Here is a 14,513-nt window from a genome sequence, read left to right as displayed (position 1 = left end):
CATTAGGCCGGTATATTGTACTTGGTTAATTTCAGGTAAAGCGTTTTCCGGTCGATGTTGAGCAAACGGGCTGCTTTCGATTTGTTGTATTTAACCTCCTGCAAAGTTTTTAAGATTAACTCCCGTTCGGTGGCTTCCTGCCGGGCTTTCAGGTCAGGACCTTCGGTTTTTGGTATTTCCTGTATGGCTAATACCATTTCGTCGGGCAACGTTTCTTTTCCGGCTGTTGCACCAGGAGTTAAAAGCACTGCTCGCCGTACTACATTCCGGAGTTCGCGCAAATTGCCTGGCCAATGGTAAGCCTGAAATATTGCCATCACTTCCGGTGCAAAAGCAGTTACCTGCCGGCCTAGTTCCTGGTTAGCCAGGTTGGTAAAATGCCGGACAAATTCTTCCAGATCGTTGTCCCGGTCGCGGAGAGCCGGCACTTTAATTTTAAATTCGTTTAGGCGGTGGTATAAATCTTCCCGAAAGGTGTTGTTTTTAACACTGCTTATTAAATCTTCATTCGTAGCCGTAATCACCCGCACATCAATATTTATTTGCTTGTTGCTGCCCAAGGGTTGGATTACGCGTTCCTGTAAGGCCCGTAAGAGTTTCACCTGAATTTCGTAGCTTAGATTACCTACTTCGTCCAGGAAAACGGTGCCGCCCTGCGCCGCTTCGAATAGCCCATGTTTATCGTGTAAAGCCCCGGTAAAAGCGCCTTTCACGTGGCCGAATAATTCGCTGTTAGCCAGCTCACCCGAAATAGCGCCGCAATCGATGGCTACAAAAGGTGCTTCGGCGCGTTTACTCTGCCGGTGAATGGTACGGGCGGCATACTCCTTGCCGGTACCGCTTTCGCCTTGTATAATTACTGACATCTCGGTAGGGGCAACCAGACCGATAAAATCGTAAAGTTGTTTAGAAGCTTCGCTGTGGCCCTGAATCAGGAGTGAGGTTTGTTGTTCTTTGGCAGCGGGCGGAATTTCCTTTTTGTTTAAGGCTTCCTGCACCACCATCAGCAGTTCGTCGGGGTTAACGGGTTTGGTAATGTAATCGAAAGCCCCTAAACGCATAGCGCGTACGGCCGTGCCTACTTCCCGGAAGCTGGTCATCATAATAACGGGCAGCGGTAAAGCTTTGGCCTTAATGGCTTCCAGTATCTCAAAGCCGGTGCCGTCGGGTAGCCGGTAATCTATCAGCAATAATTGGTACGTCTGGTTAGATAAGGCCTTAATGCCATCCTTTACCCGGTGCACTACCTCTACTGCGTAGCCCTGGTTTTTCAGGAAACCTTCCAGAATAAGCGAAAATGTTAAGTCGTCTTCAACTAATAAGATTTTAGGCATGCCTGATAAAAATACGCTGATTACGTAAATGTAAAAGAAAAAGCCGGGGAATGCCCGGCTTTTTCTGGTTTGGTAAAAAGGTTAAAGCAATTATTAAACGGATTTTTTCATAATTTTATTTGACCAGACAGTACTACAATAATCAGGTATAAGGGGTATTCAGGCAGAATACATTATACAAACTAAGCTAATTGTTAAAAGTTACTGGTATTCTAGATTGATTTTTCGCTTTAACCTTTATTATCAGCGCAGATGCACTTTCGGTGCAAATTATTTATTTAACAGGTTTGCCTTCTTTATCCAGCTTTACACTGCCGGTTTCATTATCTTTTTTCAGGTTGATGGCATAATATTCTTTTCCATCGGCACCTTTAACTAAAAACGCTTCAGTAGCCGTCCACGGTTTTAAGGTGGCGCTGGCCAGGGTAGTTTTTACGCCGGCTGGTAATTCTTCTACCGTAACCGCTGTCTTAGTTTCTTCTGTAGCGGTAGTAGTAGTAGTGGTTGTTGTAGATTGGGTAGTGCCAGCTCCAGTTTGGGCAGCACCTTGAGTTCCGGTTTGAGTAGTGCCAGTGGCAGCAGGCGTCTGAGTTGATGGAGCAGTTTGGGCGTTAGCAGAAACCGCAGTGAACATAGCAAAAGCAAAGGCAGACAAAACAACTTTTTTCATAAGGGTATTTGTTTGTGATTTAATAGTGTTCATTGCCAGTTCTATATCCGATAGTCGTGCCAGAAATATTTATTTTAAATAAAGCACTTATTAACAATGAGTTATTGGATATTTAAGGAGGTTTGAATATTTCGGATGTGTGGAATTATTCTACAATGTGCGGAAGATAGGTGGTGGTCAATTCTACACTTTGGGGTAACAAGTAGCCGGTACTAAATTTTGGTTGAACTAAATGCACAAATAAAAAAGCTCCTCTTTTATAAAGGAGCTTTTTTAATATTTAGAATCTTGTCAGCGGCTAAATTTATTTGAACATGCCTTTCAGCTTGGCCAACTTCGCCTGAAAGTCATCCATTGGTTCTTCTTCGCGTTTACTGTTGCCACCTTTTCTACCGCCGCTTCCACGTTCGCCGCTTGGTTTACCGGCCGCATACGGGTCTGTTTTCATAGATAAAGCAATCCGCTTCCGAGCCACGTCTACTTCCAGTACCGTTACTTCTACTTTCTGGTGCACTTTTACGGCTTCGGCTGGATTCGAAATAAATTTATCGGATAAATGGCTCACGTGTACCAAACCATCCTGGTGCACGCCAATATCCACGAAAGCACCAAAAGCGGTAATATTGGTTACAATGCCGGGTAATTTCATGCCCGGATGTAAGTCCTTCATTTCGTTAACACCTTCGGTAAAGCTAAACGCTTCAAACCCTTCGCGCGGGTCGCGGCCGGGTTTGGCTAACTCGCTCATAATATCCTGCAGCGTTGGTAAACCTACTTCGGCGGTTACATATTTTTTCAGGTCGAGTTTCTGACGAAGTTCGGCACTTTTCATTAAATCAGTAACGGTGGCATTTAAATCAGTAGCCATTTTCTGTACCAATGCGTAACGTTCCGGGTGCACCGCGGAGGAATCCAGCGGATTTTTGGCATCGCGGATGCGGAGGAAGCCGGCTGCCTGTTCAAAAGCTTTATCACCTAAGCGCGGTACTTTTTTCAGTTCCGAGCGGCTTTTAAACGGACCGTTTTCATTACGATAAGTAACAATACTTTGCGCTAATGCCGGACCTAAACCCGAAACATAGGATAATAATTGTTTGCTGGCAGTATTTACTTCTACGCCTACGGCGTTTACCGAACTCATTACCACATCATCCAGGCTATGCTTTAAAGCAACCTGGTCTACATCGTGTTGGTACTGGCCCACGCCAATGCTTTTCGGGTCAATTTTTACCAACTCGGCCAGCGGGTCCATCAACCGGCGGCCAATAGAGACAGCTCCCCGCACCGTAACATCATAATCCGGGAATTCTTCGCGGGCTACATCCGAAGCCGAATAAATAGAAGCACCACTTTCGTTTACCATTACCACGGCAATATTGGCCGGTAAGCCTAAACTCCGCACAAAAGTTTCGGTTTCGCGGCTGGCGGTACCGTTACCAATAGCAATGGCTTCTACCTCAAATTTATTGGTTAAATATTTAACGGTAGATGCGGCTTCCTGGGCTTGGCGGTTGCCCGTGTGCGGATACACGTTTTCGTTGTGCAGTAGCTTGCCTTGTTTATCCAGTACCACCAATTTACAGCCGGTTCTAAAACCGGGGTCTAAAGCCAAAACGGTTTTCTGGCCCAGCGGCGCGGATAGTAACAATTGGCGTAAATTATCGGCAAAGACCCGGATAGCTTCTTCGTCGGCGCGTTTTTTAGAACTCATGCGCACTTCGGTTTCCATGCTGAGCTTTAACATGCGTTTGTAAGCATCTTTAGCGGCCAAACGTACTTGTTCGGCGGCCTCGTTGTTACCTTTTACAAACTGATTTTCCAGTATTTCCAGGGCGGCTTCTTCTTCCGGCTGCGCGTTCAGCATCAGAATCATTTCTTTTTCGCCGCGGCGCAAAGCCAATATTCTATGTGATGGAGCTTTTTCAATCGGCTCTTCCCACTCAAAATAATCTTTGTATTTCTGGCCTTCTTCTTCTTTGCCCAGCATTACGCGGCTTTTAAACACGCCTTTCTTCTCGAATAAATTCCGCATGCGCGCGCGGGCATCCGGATTTTCGTTTATCCATTCGGCAATAATATCGCGGGCACCGGCTAAGGCTTCTTCGGTGTCTTTTACTTCTTTCTCGTCGCTGATGTACTGCGTAGCTTCGGCGGTTACATCAAAACGTTCCTGCTCAAAAATACGCGTCGCCAGTGGCTCCAGGCCTTTTTCGCGGGCAATGGTGGCTTTGGTGCGGCGTTTTGGTTTGTAAGGCAGGTAAATATCTTCGAGCACGGCCATGGTTTCGGCCGCGTTAATCTGCGCTTCCAATTCCGGCGTTAGTTTCCCCTGGTCGTTAATTGATTTCAGAATAGACTCGCGGCGTTTATCCAGTTCGCGGAGCTGCTCCATGCGGTCGCGGATAGCAGCCACAGCCACCTCGTCTAGAGAGCCGGTTATTTCTTTCCGGTAGCGGGAAATAAACGGAACAGTCGCCCCCTCGTCTAATAACTGTACAGTGGCCTGTACTTGTTTTATACTGATGGTTAATTCAGTAGCAATTTTAAGGTAGTGGGTAATATTAATATTCTCTTCCATTCAGCACGCATTTGCTTTTATTTCTGTAGTCAAAAATACGGCTAAATATTGGGAAGTGAAAGGAGGGAAAGGGTTGATGTTTTGGTTTGTTTTTGGTATGGGTTGGGGCCGATGTGCTTGTTGGTGATAACACCAACAAGGGGATGAATTTTCGTTTTTTTGGTAGATAATTGGGTAAAGGATATGGATATTTAGAAATAAAAATTATAAATTTAATAGTTAACTTTCTTATTTATAATTGACTGGGTAATGGACTTTAAGAACTATTTTCAAGAGTTTTCTCAGAGAAAGGAAAATATTAAACTACTAGAGAAGCAATTAGAAGAAGATTATAAAAGGTTTGTTGATAGCAATAGAGCAGAAATACGAAAGCACATCCCTAAGAATGGTGATATTGTCGAATACATTCCAGATAAAGATAAAGGTAGTTATAGAAGTGAAGAGTGGAAATATTTGAAAGTAACGGATAATCGTATTATTTCTCATGACCGCTGGCATAGTTATATACCCGAAATAGGTGTAATACCACTAGACGAGCATTATACCCCTTTACAAAATTATAACGAGCGAATTACTATTTCATCCTTTAAAAAAATAGAAAAGCCAATAGCAGATAAGTCAGCAACAATAGGCTGTATTTATATTTTAAATATCGAGAATACTGATATTCATAAAATTGGGTTCTCTGTTAATCCTTTAAGTAGAATAAGTAGTATCCGCACATCAAATCCATTTGATATTAAGATAGCTGCGATTTTCAAATGTTTTCATGCAAATAAACTTGAACGAGAACTTCATAATCATTTTCAAAGCAAGAGAAAGAATAGAGAATGGTTTGTATTGGATAACGAAAATCTGAAAGAAATAAAAGAATATATAGGAGAGAACTTGATTGTGGAATTAGATGAAGATGGATTAGAAAGAGAAAAGCCTATTGATGATTCTAAATTGTGACTACAAGGGTATGAAATAGAGAAAGACCAAATAAAAGATGCTTTTAAAGATTTGATTCAAAAATATGTTGAAGAATATAAAGCAAATTCAATTGGTAAGAAGGTTAAATGTTCTAATGGAAATATTTATCTTATAACTGGTGTTTCTATTTGGGATACGTTAGACAGAAAACGGACAAAATTACTAATTGACTATTATGGCAAAAGAATATCTAAGACTGGAAAAATATCTGAAGAACAAAGTCGTTTTTTCCCAGATAAGCGCAATGAGTTAATAATACCTTCTTGGTTCAATAATGATGTTTATTTTGAGGAGAAAAAGGAGTTACTTAAACAGTATACAAAATTAAGAGCCAACTTCAGTAGGGAGAATAAGGCCTTTAAAAAAGGAGATAAGGTTAAAATTTATTCAGGAGAACATTTTATAATAGAAAGCACATCATTCTGCGATACTTTAACCTGGAAAAATGATGCATTCTTTAGCTATAGAGGCAGAATGATACTGAAGAGTGGAAAACTTTCTAATAAAAGCTATAACTTGTATCATAATCATATATCAAAGTTAGAATAATTTCAGTCTTCTACCCTTGTTGGTGTTATCACCAACAAGCACATCGGCCGTAGTATCAACATATTTCCCGGTAATCTGTAAGAAAGCCAAAAGCATCTTCATCAGTTAAATAAAATTTCGCCGACGAATACCGATAAGCCTCCGGTTCCTGCACCAAATCCCACCTTTCTTGCAAGGGATTCAGGTGAATATATTGCAGCTTTTGCTCTACCATCTCCTTCCCAAGTAAATCTACCGAAAGCGGATTGCGTTCCCAAATCTGGTAAGCCCGGTCTTTCGCATCAACCCGAAACTTCTCTAGTACCTGCGGATGATTTGCCTGTAAATCGAAACGAATCTGCTGAGCCGTGAACTTTAGAAAATCGCGCTGTACATCTTCCCGTTTGTGGCTGTTGTTTATTCGCCAAATTAGATGTAGGTGATTAGGCATAATAACATAAGCAAGTAGAATGATGCGCTTTTGGTTTACTAAAAATTGGAGGCTGCTTGTAATAATATTTTTGTATTTATCGGGCGTAAGCAGGTGTTTCCAGTTCAGAATAGTGGCGGTAAAAAATTGAATAGGGTGCTCGGATTCCATGCATTAGCATACGAGTTCTTCATGTTGGTGATAACACCAACATGGGAGGTAATAATAAAATACCAAATAAATACTACTCCTTTTTACCTAATTCCTCGGGCAAGTTATTCCGGTTTATAACTGTAGGTAAATCATACACGGCTTTAATATCATCCGGGGTTTTCTTTCTTAATAAAAAACCAGACCAAACCATAAACCATGACCATTGGGGTTGTTGTTGCAATAGTTGGGGAGTGGGTAATTCGCCTACTTCGCCGAGGGCAATAGGTTTGCCGTTGGCCAGTTGCACAAAGCGGTTATAATATTCTTGGTTGTAGTCGTTTTCGTAAATATCGGCGGCTAAAATATCCACGTATGCCGGACCCGGATAATATTGTTCTATTCCGGCCCGGGGGCGGTCGGTGTTCCAAACCCAAAGCAGGTTGTTTAACGCATGATGCTTTACCAGGCGGTTATATAGCATCCGGTAAAGGGCAGGGTAGCCGCGTTCGCCGGGTTTCTGGCCCCACCAAAACCAGCCACCGTTCATTTCGTGGTAGGGTCGCCAGATTACCGGAATATCAGCCGCTTGCAGTTGTTTTAAATAACTTGCAATGACGTCTACTTTTTGTACCCAGGCTGTGTGCATGGCCGTACCGGGCGTTACTAAATCTTCCCACTCCTGCGCGGTTAGGTCGGCCTGTACACTCTCTTTCCAGCCGCAGGGTTCTGGGTCCTGGGGCCGACAGGAGTGCCACATTAACGTAATAATGCTCCCGGCTGCGTAGTGCTTTTTAGCTTCTTCCACTAATTTCTGCCGGTATGCGATGTTGTCTGGGTCGTGAGAAGCACCCGCAAAGCCAAAGTCGCTGCCCCAAATAGCTGGGTATTTACCGGTTATGCTGTTTACTTCATCGGAATAACGCGATAATTGGCCGATATAATTATGTTGTCCGGATAAAGTAGACTTACCAGATATCGAATAAATGTATTGCAACAGCGCTCGTGCTTCTTTTGTAGCTTTGGAATTAACGGGCTCCGCTTTACTAAGGGTATTTACTGATGATGGTGGTGATAGCTTTTTAGTGCAACTAATCTGAGAAAGTATTAAAAGAATAAAAAGCAATTCTTTAAACCCAGTAGAATAGGAAAGGTGGGAGCCGTTATAGACAGGAATATAAATCATTAATTTTTGCTTTAGGAGTTAATTTATTTTTCCGCCTATGTTGGTATTAGCCATATAGCCATGGCTGCTAAAACTTGCTTTGGGCAATTTACCGTTACCAAATTAGCTTGTTTGCGGGTAATATTTTTTTAGCCAGAATAATAGCAAGGAACTGAGCAAATAATCTCTCCCGTCGCTTACTCATTGTGCAGCCCAGCGGTTCTTACCGGTTTATTCATAAGCCTAAAAGGGCATAATAACAATTATGGGCTATTCGGGATGCTGCTATTTCAGGGTTTTGGTAGATTGGTAAAAACTTAAAAAACCAGCTTTACACGCTAGGTTGAAATATTTCTCCTTTTCAGGACTGGTAAATTAGCAATATACCCCTTAACCTGCATACTTATGATAATAACACCAACCCAAGCAAAAATAAGTTACGGAAGTTACTTAAGTGCTATTCGGAAAAATAAAAAGACCATAGATTTATTGTCAAAAAATTTAACAATAAATCTATGGTCGAAAGTAATTGTGAAATCACAAGAGAGCTATCTAATTCTTCTCCACAAAATCCTTCAAGAGGTTGCCAATAATATCGGTCCAGCCGGCGACAAAGTTTTCTTTAGCGAACATAGGGCCGTAACCGGCAATTTTTTCTAAGCCTTCGTGGGTAAGCCGCAGGCGGGTTTTATCACCTTCCGGGAATAATTCGAAAGTAACAAAGGTTTCTTCGGGTTGGCCTTCGTATTGCCAGGTATGGGTTAGTTTCTGGCCCGGTATTACTTCGGTTATCCGGCAGATGTGCAGGAACTGGTTTTCGCCTTCGCCACCGTAAAACCGGAACTCAAACCCGACTTCGGGCTTAAACGCCTCCAGATCGAAGTACCATTGTTTCATTTTGTCTTTGTCCGTAATAGCTTCCCAAACGGCTTGCACCGGGGCATTGTAAGTGCGTTCGATTACAAAAGGTTGCTGCTGCATAGTTTTATATATTTTAGGGTTACCAGATTAATCTCTTTTCTGTTGGTCTTGTTCTTTCGCCAGAAATTCGCCTAACGCATCTAATTTGCCCGACCAAAAAGCCTTGTATTGTTCCACCCACTGGTTTACCTGTTGCAGTTTCCGCAAATCGGCTTGGCAATACCGCTCGCGGCCCTGCTGGTTAATAATTATCAGTCCGCACTCGGTTAATATTTTTATGTGCTTGGATATAGCCGGCCGGCTCACGTTAAATTTCTCGGCCACGGCATTTAAGTTAAGTTGCTGGTGCGCCAACAGGTTAATAATTTCGCGGCGGGTAGGATCGGCAATGGCCTGAAAAACATCTCTTCTCATATTTCGGTAATATACAATGCGTAACCGTTTGGTTACAAATTTAAGAACTTAGAATAAAATAAAAAGGCCGCTTTATAGTAAAGCGGCCTTTTTACTAATATTTTTTAATAGTAAGGTATTTACCTTTTAAAAATTACTTCTTCGTACTGGTTATAGTAGCTGCCATTTCGTTCTACTTTAAAACTGCCTTCCAATATCATTTCGGTAGCGGTAAGCGATTTAATGGTGTAGGTGCCGTTTATACAGGCGGGTTTGCTGCTCTTGTTGTCGAAGCCCAGGAAATAAGTAGTGGGAGCAGAGCGGTGGCCCGAAATGGTGAAGCCGCCTTTGGAAGTATTGCCGTCGAAAAAGTCGGAGTAAATCATCTGACCGTTGGTATAGGTATCAGTGGTAAGATTAATATAATTGCCGGAGCCAATTTCTCTTGCTTTCCAGCCGGCGCTTTCGAATTGGGTTTTGTAGGAAACCAGGTTCCACTTGCCTAAGATGGGCGCGCCCATTTTAAAGGAAACCGGCGAGCCGCTTACCAAAGAACCGTCTTTTTTCCGGGTAATGGCTTCTACTTCCTGTATGCCATCGTTGCCGGGGTAAAACTCAATGCTGGCAATGCCATCGTCATCTACCCAGCCAGAGCGTGATAGAGACGTGGCGGTATTTTGGACAGAGGCCGTTTGTACGGAATATAACTTACCACCACCCGATTTTATGCGCCATTCTACCTGAACGCCGGCTAATAACTTGCCGGCGGCATCTTTTACCTTTACTTGCAACGGAACAAATGCCCGGCGGTCGGTAATGGCAAAAGGTTGCAAATGGCCAATGTAGCTTTCTATGGTTTCGGCGTAAACTTTCAGACCGGTTACTTGGGCATTTACTACTTTCTCTTGGGTAAATCCTTCTTTGGTTACTTTAATTTTAAAATCAAAAGATTCGTCTTTCCCGGACAAAGACTTAAATCTAGCGCTTTCGCCGGCTTTGCTTACCAATTGCACCTGGCTGTTAGAAATAGCTGTTATTTGAATATTTTCGGTGGCTAGGCTAATCAACCGCTCGCCCGGCTGAAACGTTGGCAGCTCGCCGAATAATGCGTTCAGTTTATCCCAGTACGTGTTTACGCGGGCAAAAATATTTAAAAACGAAATGCTGCTGCGGGGTATATAATTGGTTTCGGTATTTTGATTATCAGCAGCGCTTAGGGTTCTAAAGCCCGCGTCTAAATTTAAATCTTCGTCTTTATCGGTCTGGAAAGAAATATTCATTTTTTCGAATAATTCCTGCCGGAAAATCCAGGGCGCTTTTAAAAATGCTTTTGTATCATCCCGTAATTTCAACCAGGCCGGCCAAACTTCGGTAACTCCTAAATATAAGGCCATAGTTAGCGGCAAAGACATGCCTACGGCGGTAATGCCCAACGCTACCGGACCCAATGCCGAAAGTTTTAAAGCCACGCCTCCCATTACGCTGGCCATGCTTAACATTTCGAGCATTTTTTTGGTGCTGCCCTTAAACTGCGCATAAGAGTTAGCCAGGTTAGCCGAAGTACATTCGTAAAACGATTTGTAATCTGTTTGGGGACAATCAGTTTGTTTGTTTACGTTCATCAGCCGGAGCGTAGTGGCGGCATTCAGGTTAATGGTTACGTAAGTTGAGAAAGAATTAAACGCTTCTTTGTTTGCCTCAAAAAACAGCATGGTTTGCTGTTTCTGCTCCGCTGATAAAGCATTTAAGCCTTTAGCTAAATTCTCCCGAAACTGGTTCATTTGCTTTACCTCTTCTTGTTGGGCCTCGGAAGTAGTAGTTAAAGCGGCAACCCGGCTATTAAAATTGCCAAACAAGTTATTAAATAATTTATCGGCATCCACGGGCAGGGTTTGGGTTACCGTAAAGTTGAGCGCCGCAGCATCAAATTTGAGCAGGTGCTCGCCGTTAGCAATATCGGGCACAATAAAAGTTAAAGTACTATCCGATGTTTTTATCAGATCAACCGAAATATTGCCCAAAGTTCCCTTGGTATGGGTTCCTACCGGCTTTTTAGCCTTCAAGGTTACAACTTCAAATGTTTGAATATGGGTGCTTTCGGCGGTAAAATTAGGGTCGGGAGGTGTACTGGGTTTGTTTTCTATTTCGGAGCAGCCATTAAAAAGTGCTACTACCAGCAAGAGCAAAGTTAATAAGGAAGAATAATTTCTCCTTAAAGCGTAAAAATGTTTCATTAAATTGTATTTTGGTTATAAATATTTTTTAATTTATAGGAGGAGGTGTATTGTGTGCAATAAGAAATATGCAATTTCAAAATAAAGGGTAAATTGTTAAATTAAAAAATATTTATTCATGAATATTTATAAAATGGTGTTTTCAGTGGCGATTAAATATGCTTAGGATTAATATATTAACTTAAATGGGGAAAATATGGGAGTGATTAATATACTTGAAGAATAATATTAAATTATTGCGGGTATAGCTATAGTGTAATTAATTAACTTTTAAGCAGTAGTTTTAGATGGTATTATAAATATTGATATTTTTATTAGTTTATAGTTAGTGTTAAAAAATAACAGCAGGCATTTATATAATTGTTGCATTAGTAAATAATGAAGTGGCAAGGCGGTTAGTACAGCTATGTTAAGGCGTATTTTGGGGTAAAATCAGGCGGCGTTTGTACATGTTTGCTTAGGTAATCGTATATAGGCCAAATTAAGACCAAAATTTACTTTATAGAGTAGCCTATGTGGAAGACGCTGAAAAAACCTTATAAAATAGTTTTAGGCATTATTTTACTGCTCCTGATTTTTCGGTTGGCGCTGCCCGGTATGGTAAAGCATTACGTAAATAAATCGTTAGATGAATTGCCGGGCTATAACGGCCGCGTGGCCGATGTAGATTTGCACCTGTACCGGGGCGCTTATACCCTGGATGAACTGGTATTAATTGAAGAAAAAGGAAATCCAAAGTATCCGTTTCTCCGGATTCAGCGCACTAGTTTAGCTATTGAATGGAAATCTGTTTTTAAAGGCCGGCTGGTAGGAGAGGTGCTGCTGGAAAACCCACAATTAAATATTGTTTTTTCGTCAGGAAACAAAGCTTCCGGCAATGAACCTACCCGCGAGCACTGGACCGAAACCGTAAAAGATTTAATGCCCATTACCATAAACCGGCTGGTGGTAAACAACGGCAAACTGGCTTACCTCGATTTTATTGCCAACCCCGATGTTAAGCTGCATATTAATAGCACGCAATTAATTGCTTTAAACCTGGCAAACGTAGAAAACACGGGGAATAAATTGCCTTCTACCGTAACCCTTACCGGCAAATCTATTGGGGGTGGCACTTTAAAGGGCAACATGAAAGTAAACGCTCTGAAAGAAATACCCGATTTTAACCTGGATATGCAGCTTACCAACGTAAACCTGACCAGCCTGAACAGTTTTATTAAAGCTTACGGCAAGTTTGATGTGGAAAGAGGCCAGATGGATATGTACAGCGAAGTAAAACTAACCAATGGCCAACTGGATGGCTACATAAAGCCTTTCTTCGAAAACATAAAGGTGCTGAACTGGAAAAAAGATAAGAAAGAAGAAGGCTTTTTGCACGCCGCCAAAGAAGCCATAATTGGTTTATTTACCGAAGCCGCCGAAAACCAGCCCCGCGACCAGATTGCTACCGTGGTACCTATTTCGGGCCATATAAACCAACCCAATACCGATAACTGGAAAACCTTTGTAAATGTGCTGAAACACGCCTTTATTAATGCTTTTAACAAAGGGATAGAAGGTAAAATACAAGGGTAATGTTACCCTTAGGCCAATAAGGTTTGTAATTGTTTTACTTTTTGTACTAAATAACCTCTTTGTTTTTTATTGAGATTAATCAGTTACGGCACTATTATTTATCATTTTATTACAATCCTGTTCCGTTGAACTTTGCAGCATATTTATTTAACCGAGTCTAAAAAGAGTAACTGATTCCGGTTAATCTTACTTAACCTATAGTTAGGTGAAATAAGAAGTGGTAATCAGTTAGTTATTAACCACTAAATATTTAAATAATGCTCACAGCAAAGCAAAAAGAATTAGTTAAAGCCACAGTGCCTATTTTAAGAGAACATGGATTTGCCCTAACCTCGCATTTTTACAAGCGCATGTTTAGCCACAACCCCGATTTAAAAAATACTTTTAACATGGGTAACCAGCAAAGTGGTAAGCAACAAACCGCGCTGGCCATGGCGGTGCTGGCCTACGCCGAAAATATTGATGATCCATCGGTACTGGCGGCAGCCGTTACCAAAATTGGCCATAAACACGTGAGTTTAGATATTAGGCCCGAGCAATATGCCATTGTGGGGCGCAACTTGCTGGCCTCTATCAGCGAAGTTTTAGGCGAAGGCGCTACGCCCGAATTAATTGAAGCCTGGGGTGTGGCCTACAAACAGCTGGCCAACCTGATGATTGGTTTGGAAAGCAATTTATACCGCGATGCCGTAGCTAAAGACGGTGGCTGGACTGGCTGGCGGCCTTTTATGGTAAAGCAACGGGTAAAAGAATCCGAAGAAATAACTTCTTTTTATTTACATCCCGTAGACGGCGGCAAGGTAGCCGATTTTTTACCGGGCCAATATATTAGCGTGCGCTTATTCTTACCCGAAATGAAATTATTTCAGCCGCGGCAATACAGTTTATCTAACGCTCCTAACGGCGCTTTTTACCGCATTTCGGTTAAAAAAGAAACCGGTGCGCATATTAGGCCCGATGGCATGATTAGCAACCGGCTCCACGATTTTGTACAGGAAGGCGATATTATTGAAGTAGCGCCGCCGGCCGGCGATTTTGTGCTGGATGCGAATAAAAATACCCCGGTTGTTTTCATCAGCGGCGGGGTAGGGCAAACGCCTTTAATCAGTATGCTGGAATCGTTGGTGAATACGGGACATAACCGCGAAATTGTTTGGATTCATGGCAGCCGCAACAAAGCCGTGCATGCCTTTCACGAGCCGGTAGTAACGCTGGCAAACCAGAACAACAAATTAAAAAAACATATTTTTTACGATTCGCACCACGAGCCTTTACCGGTAGAAGGTTATTACACGGGCGTAGTAGATTTAAATGTGCTGCAAGACAAAGCCATTTTACCCGATGCCGATTATTACATCTGCGGGCCGGCACCATTTATCAGAAAACAGTACCACGACTTAACCGCTTTAGGTGTGCCCAAAACATTAATTCATTACGAAGAATTTGGACCCGCTATGCTGACGTTGAATTAACCCCGAAGTTTACGCGCGACAAAGCCTATATTTATAGTAATATTTAGAAGCGGAGCAATTGTACTTGCTCCGCTTTTCTTTTTCAATT

Annotated in this window: 12 protein-coding genes; 4 read left to right on the top strand and 8 right to left on the bottom strand. The window is 42.2% G+C overall.

The window, feature by feature from the left end; genetic code table 11:
- Nucleotides 1-2: 2 nt before the first annotated feature.
- The 3 genes from F0145_RS11140 to F0145_RS11130 all read right to left on the bottom strand — a co-directional run bounded on the left by F0145_RS11140 (nt 3) and on the right by F0145_RS11130 (nt 4,582).
- Nucleotides 3-1,334, bottom strand: coding sequence for a sigma-54-dependent transcriptional regulator (locus F0145_RS11140; RefSeq protein ID WP_150088483.1), 1,332 nt, complete (start codon nt 1,332-1,334; stop codon nt 3-5).
- Nucleotides 1,335-1,608: 274 nt separating this feature from the next.
- A complete protein-coding gene (locus F0145_RS11135) occupies nt 1,609-2,004 on the bottom strand; it encodes a hypothetical protein (RefSeq protein WP_150088482.1) in 396 nt (131 codons plus the stop codon).
- Between the two features lie 304 nt (nt 2,005-2,308).
- Nucleotides 2,309-4,582 (bottom strand): Tex family protein, encoded by a 2,274-nt coding sequence (locus tag F0145_RS11130; RefSeq protein ID WP_190277528.1) that lies wholly within the window; start codon nt 4,580-4,582, stop codon nt 2,309-2,311.
- 249 nt (nt 4,583-4,831) lie between these two features.
- On the opposite strand from F0145_RS11130, the gene F0145_RS11125 reads away from it, so the two are divergent.
- Nucleotides 4,832-5,536 carry a GIY-YIG nuclease family protein gene (locus F0145_RS11125; protein ID WP_150088481.1) on the top strand — a complete coding sequence of 235 codons (705 nt, stop codon included), beginning with the start codon at nt 4,832-4,834 and terminating at the stop codon, nt 5,534-5,536.
- A gap of 51 nt (nt 5,537-5,587) precedes the next feature.
- Nucleotides 5,588-6,106 carry a hypothetical protein gene (locus tag F0145_RS11120; protein ID WP_150088480.1) on the top strand — a complete coding sequence of 173 codons (519 nt, stop codon included), beginning with the start codon at nt 5,588-5,590 and terminating at the stop codon, nt 6,104-6,106.
- A 55-nt stretch (nt 6,107-6,161) separates the two neighbouring features.
- Here F0145_RS11120 and F0145_RS11115 read toward each other — a convergent pair whose 3' ends face one another.
- From F0145_RS11115 to F0145_RS11095, 5 genes are all read right to left on the bottom strand, one after another.
- Nucleotides 6,162-6,686, bottom strand: a complete 525-nt coding sequence (locus tag F0145_RS11115; protein ID WP_150088479.1) for a transposase — start codon at nt 6,684-6,686, stop codon at nt 6,162-6,164.
- Nucleotides 6,687-6,759: 73 nt separating this feature from the next.
- Nucleotides 6,760-7,851 carry a glycosyl hydrolase gene (locus tag F0145_RS11110; RefSeq protein ID WP_150088478.1) on the bottom strand — a complete coding sequence of 364 codons (1,092 nt, stop codon included), beginning with the start codon at nt 7,849-7,851 and terminating at the stop codon, nt 6,760-6,762.
- A gap of 531 nt (nt 7,852-8,382) precedes the next feature.
- Nucleotides 8,383-8,811 carry an SRPBCC family protein gene (locus F0145_RS11105; protein WP_150088477.1) on the bottom strand — a complete coding sequence of 143 codons (429 nt, stop codon included), beginning with the start codon at nt 8,809-8,811 and terminating at the stop codon, nt 8,383-8,385.
- A 27-nt stretch (nt 8,812-8,838) separates the two neighbouring features.
- Complete coding sequence (locus F0145_RS11100; RefSeq protein WP_150088476.1) at nt 8,839-9,165, bottom strand: ArsR/SmtB family transcription factor; 327 nt, start codon at nt 9,163-9,165, stop codon at nt 8,839-8,841.
- Nucleotides 9,166-9,284: 119 nt separating this feature from the next.
- Entirely contained in the window at nt 9,285-11,378 is a 2,094-nt protein-coding gene (locus F0145_RS11095) for a lipocalin-like domain-containing protein (protein WP_150088475.1), read from the bottom strand.
- A gap of 513 nt (nt 11,379-11,891) precedes the next feature.
- Between F0145_RS11095 and F0145_RS11090 the strand changes: the two genes are divergently transcribed.
- Both F0145_RS11090 and hmpA read left to right on the top strand, forming a co-directional pair.
- Nucleotides 11,892-12,953 carry a DUF748 domain-containing protein gene (locus F0145_RS11090; protein ID WP_150088474.1) on the top strand — a complete coding sequence of 354 codons (1,062 nt, stop codon included), beginning with the start codon at nt 11,892-11,894 and terminating at the stop codon, nt 12,951-12,953.
- A 257-nt stretch (nt 12,954-13,210) separates the two neighbouring features.
- Nucleotides 13,211-14,425, top strand: a complete 1,215-nt coding sequence (hmpA, locus tag F0145_RS11085; protein ID WP_150088473.1) for an NO-inducible flavohemoprotein — start codon at nt 13,211-13,213, stop codon at nt 14,423-14,425.
- The last annotated feature ends 88 nt before the right edge of the window (nt 14,426-14,513 follow it).

Origin of the sequence: Adhaeribacter rhizoryzae (assembly GCF_008629685.1) — a bacterium.
GTDB lineage: Bacteria > Bacteroidota > Bacteroidia > Cytophagales > Hymenobacteraceae > Adhaeribacter > Adhaeribacter rhizoryzae.
This window is presented reverse-complemented; position numbering and strand designations above follow the sequence as displayed.

Coding starts and splice junctions, on each gene's coding strand:
- F0145_RS11140 (WP_150088483.1), bottom strand. CDS start 1,334: ATGCCTAAAATCTTATTAGTTGAAGACGACTTAACATTTTCGCTTATT.
- F0145_RS11135 (WP_150088482.1), bottom strand. CDS start 2,004: ATGAAAAAAGTTGTTTTGTCTGCCTTTGCTTTTGCTATGTTCACTGCG.
- F0145_RS11130 (WP_190277528.1), bottom strand. CDS start 4,582: ATGGAAGAGAATATTAATATTACCCACTACCTTAAAATTGCTACTGAA.
- F0145_RS11125 (WP_150088481.1), top strand. CDS start 4,832: ATGGACTTTAAGAACTATTTTCAAGAGTTTTCTCAGAGAAAGGAAAAT.
- F0145_RS11115 (WP_150088479.1), bottom strand. CDS start 6,686: ATGGAATCCGAGCACCCTATTCAATTTTTTACCGCCACTATTCTGAAC.
- F0145_RS11110 (WP_150088478.1), bottom strand. CDS start 7,851: ATGATTTATATTCCTGTCTATAACGGCTCCCACCTTTCCTATTCTACT.
- F0145_RS11105 (WP_150088477.1), bottom strand. CDS start 8,811: ATGCAGCAGCAACCTTTTGTAATCGAACGCACTTACAATGCCCCGGTG.
- F0145_RS11100 (WP_150088476.1), bottom strand. CDS start 9,165: ATGAGAAGAGATGTTTTTCAGGCCATTGCCGATCCTACCCGCCGCGAA.
- F0145_RS11095 (WP_150088475.1), bottom strand. CDS start 11,378: ATGAAACATTTTTACGCTTTAAGGAGAAATTATTCTTCCTTATTAACT.
- F0145_RS11090 (WP_150088474.1), top strand. CDS start 11,892: ATGTGGAAGACGCTGAAAAAACCTTATAAAATAGTTTTAGGCATTATT.
- hmpA (WP_150088473.1), top strand. CDS start 13,211: ATGCTCACAGCAAAGCAAAAAGAATTAGTTAAAGCCACAGTGCCTATT.